Origin of the sequence: Streptomyces niveiscabiei, from assembly GCF_001419795.1 — a bacterium.
In the GTDB taxonomy this organism is placed as follows: domain Bacteria; phylum Actinomycetota; class Actinomycetes; order Streptomycetales; family Streptomycetaceae; genus Streptomyces; species Streptomyces niveiscabiei.
Genome location: NZ_LIRL01001019.1, coordinates 1 through 2730 on the forward strand (window position 1 = coordinate 1; position 2730 = coordinate 2730).

A 2730-nucleotide genomic window follows, 5' to 3' on the forward strand; every position below is an offset into this window, starting at 1 on the left:
CGCGGAGAAGCCGCGCAGGGCGTCCCGCCGGACATCCGGGTGCACCCCCTGTTCTCCGCCGTCGACAGCGAACACCTGGCGGCCCTGCGCGGCTTCTCCGCGCCACAGGGAGAGGGCCTGGGTGTACAGCTCGGCGGCGCCGCTCACCTCGCCGCCGTCGGCGGCGTCGCGGGCGCGGGTGACGAGGTCGCGGAAGCGCAGCAGGTCGAGGCTGGTGGCGTCGGCGTTGATGCCGTAGCCCCTGGCGTGCCGGACCAGCAGGCCGCCCGGGGCGCGGGGCGGGAGGCCGGGTTCCAGCAGTTTCCGCAAGGAGCCGATGTGGCGGTGGACGACGTTCACGGCGCTGTTCGGCGGGTCGCTGTGCCACAGGACGTCGACGATCCGGCTCAGGCCGACGGTCTGTCCGGCGTGCAGGAGGAGTAACGCCAATAAGGCGCGCTGTTTCGGGGGGCCGAGGGGTAACTCGGCCTCTCCTCGCCAGACTTTGACCGATCCCAGGACCGCGAATCGCACATGCTGGTTCTGGTCTTCATTCATCTTCACTGGTCCCGGTAGGAGGAGCCTGAACCCCTCCAACCCTAGTTCGTGATCTTCCTCCTCGTACGGCCTGTCATCGGGGGTGGCCGGTCCTGGTCGGGTGGTCGTAGCGCCGTTCGTTGTAGCTGAGCATGTCGAGCAGGCCCCGGGCGGTGAGCCGCTGCCGGTTCCCGGCCATGGCTGGGGCCCGGGGTACCGGCACCCCTGCGGGGTCGGCCCAGGTCAGCCGGCCGCGGTCGTCGATCCGGGCCCGGCAGCGGTTCGCGTTGTCCTGGTGCAGGCAGAACGGGATGTCGAGGTGTCCGAGGGCGAACGCGCGCACGAGCGCCGACCCGACGTCGCCGCCCAGGGTCAGGGTGTGCGTGATGATCGCCCGGGCCTCCTCGTAGATCCCCGAGTCGGGGACTGCGGCCGGTCCGGCCACCGCCTCCCGCCCGGCCGCCCGCGCGGCGCGTTCCAGGGCCTCGACGTTCTCCGTGATCGACGGGATTCTGCTGGCCTCCACGGCGGTCTTGACGATCAGCCGCTCGGTCCCGGTCCGGGCGGCGAGTCTCGCGCTGGCCTCCAGGAGCCCGTACGCCCCGTGCCTGCTGCGGGGATAGACGCCCATGTACGTGTACAGGACGGCGTGCCAGTCGGTGTCGCCGAGCCATTCCTCCGCCAGGGCGCGCAGGGCGTGGATCGCCTCGGTGTCCTGCTGCTCGCTGGTCTGCTGGGCGTAGCTGACGGAGATGTCCCGCAGTCCGTGTTCGCGGAAGAACAGGCCCTCCAGGATGCTCAGGGAGATCAGCAGGCTCGGCGGGCACAACTGGCCCAGCATGCAGCCGCCGAAGCTCTCCAGGTGCACGGGTTCGCCGGCCTCCGCGAGCATCGCGCAGCACTCCGCCCAGGCGGCGACGGCGCGGGCCAGCGGGACGCGGCTGTAGGGCAGGCAGTAGGAGACGGGGCCGCCCTCGGTGGCGTCGATCCCGGCCGCCACCAGGCCCGCGAACAGGTCGCCGGGCAGCGCCGAGCCGTGCCGCACCTGCACCGGGAAGTCGTCCCCGGCGATCCCGGCGAGCAGCTCGCGGGTCACCACCGGGCCGTGGGCCACCAGCGGGAACCCGTTGAGGTCCGCGCCCTTCGCCAGGGCGCGGCGGGCCGAGGCGTGGTCGTTGACCCGGGTGTAGCTGTCGACGGTGATGGTGCCGACCGTGGCCGCGTCGACTCTCCTGACCGCGTCGAGTCCCGCGCGCATCCGGCCGGCCGTGCCGAATCCCATGCGCGGCTGGACGACCAGTCTCCCTTCGTCCGCCGCCCGCCGGACGAACCGGGTGAAGCGTCCGGGTCCGGTGGGGGGTGCCATCAGGTGCTCCGGGTCTCGGTGGAGGCGATGCGCTGCGGCGGCGCCGGGACGAGTCCGACGCAGTCGAGGAACCGGTCGAGGTCGGTGTCCGCCTCGAACACCGCGTCGAAGCCGTTCGCGACCAGTTCCGCCCGCGATCCCGCGTGCCGGGACCCGTGGACGCCCAGCTTTCCGCCGATGACGACCTTCATTCCGGCGAGGTCCGGGTGCCGGCGGATCTTCTTGATCAGCCGCAGTCCGTCGAGGTGGCCGTGTCCGTTGACCGTGCTGACGACCAGGGCGTCCGGGCGGACTCTGGCGCACGCGGACAGGACGAGGCCGTCGGGGGTGCACGCGCCGAGGTTGACGACCTGTCCGCCGTTCTCCTCCAGCAGCAGCTGGAGGAAGACGAGGTTCCACATGTGGGAGTCCGACGACACGCTGGTCACGACGTAGGTCCTCACGGGCGGTTCGTCCCGGCCACCGCGAGGAACGCGTCGTCGTCCGCCACGGTCCCGACGGTGACACGCACGCCGTCGCCCGGGTAGGGCCGTACGGCGACTCCCGCCGACGCGCACGCTGCGGCGAACTCCTCGGCGCGGTCGCCGAGGGGCAGCCAGAGGAAGTTCGCCTCCGAGGGCGGCACGTCGAAACCCAGGGCGAGCAGCGCGGCGCGGACGCGGTCCCGTTCGGCGGCCGTGTCCTGGACGCGGGCGAGGAGGTCCTTCTGCGCCGCGAGGGAGGCGACGGCAGCGGCCTGGGCGACGTCACTGACGCTCAGCGGCATGACCATGCGCTGGACGCGGGAGATCAGGCCGGGCTCCGCGAGCAGGTAGCCGACGCGCAGGCCGGCGAGGCCGTACGCCTTG

General features: G+C 72.4%; 4 protein-coding genes. All 4 read right to left on the reverse strand.

From position 1 onward, the window contains the following. On the reverse strand, positions 1 to 537 hold a 537-nt coding region (locus AOK24_RS38990), incomplete at its 3' end, for an AfsR/SARP family transcriptional regulator (RefSeq protein WP_206191346.1). A 73-nt stretch (positions 538 to 610) separates the two neighbouring features. Then, complete coding sequence (locus AOK24_RS38995; protein WP_055724665.1) at positions 611 to 1882, reverse strand: methylaspartate mutase; 1272 nt, start codon at positions 1880 to 1882, stop codon at positions 611 to 613. Continuing rightward, positions 1882 to 2310 (reverse strand): cobalamin B12-binding domain-containing protein, encoded by a 429-nt coding sequence (locus AOK24_RS39000; protein ID WP_079057222.1) that lies wholly within the window; start codon positions 2308 to 2310, stop codon positions 1882 to 1884. The genes AOK24_RS38995 and AOK24_RS39000 overlap by 1 nt, the downstream gene beginning before the upstream one ends. Positions 2311 to 2321: 11 nt before the next feature. After that, a partial coding sequence (locus AOK24_RS39005) for an aminotransferase class I/II-fold pyridoxal phosphate-dependent enzyme (protein ID WP_159052146.1) occupies positions 2322 to 2730 on the reverse strand: 409 nt, incomplete at its 5' end.

What these genes read in the sequence shown, in the direction of transcription:
- AOK24_RS38995 (WP_055724665.1), bottom strand. Translation starts at nt 1,882, where the DNA reads ATGGCACCCCCCACCGGACCCGGACGCTTCACCCGGTTCGTCCGGCGG.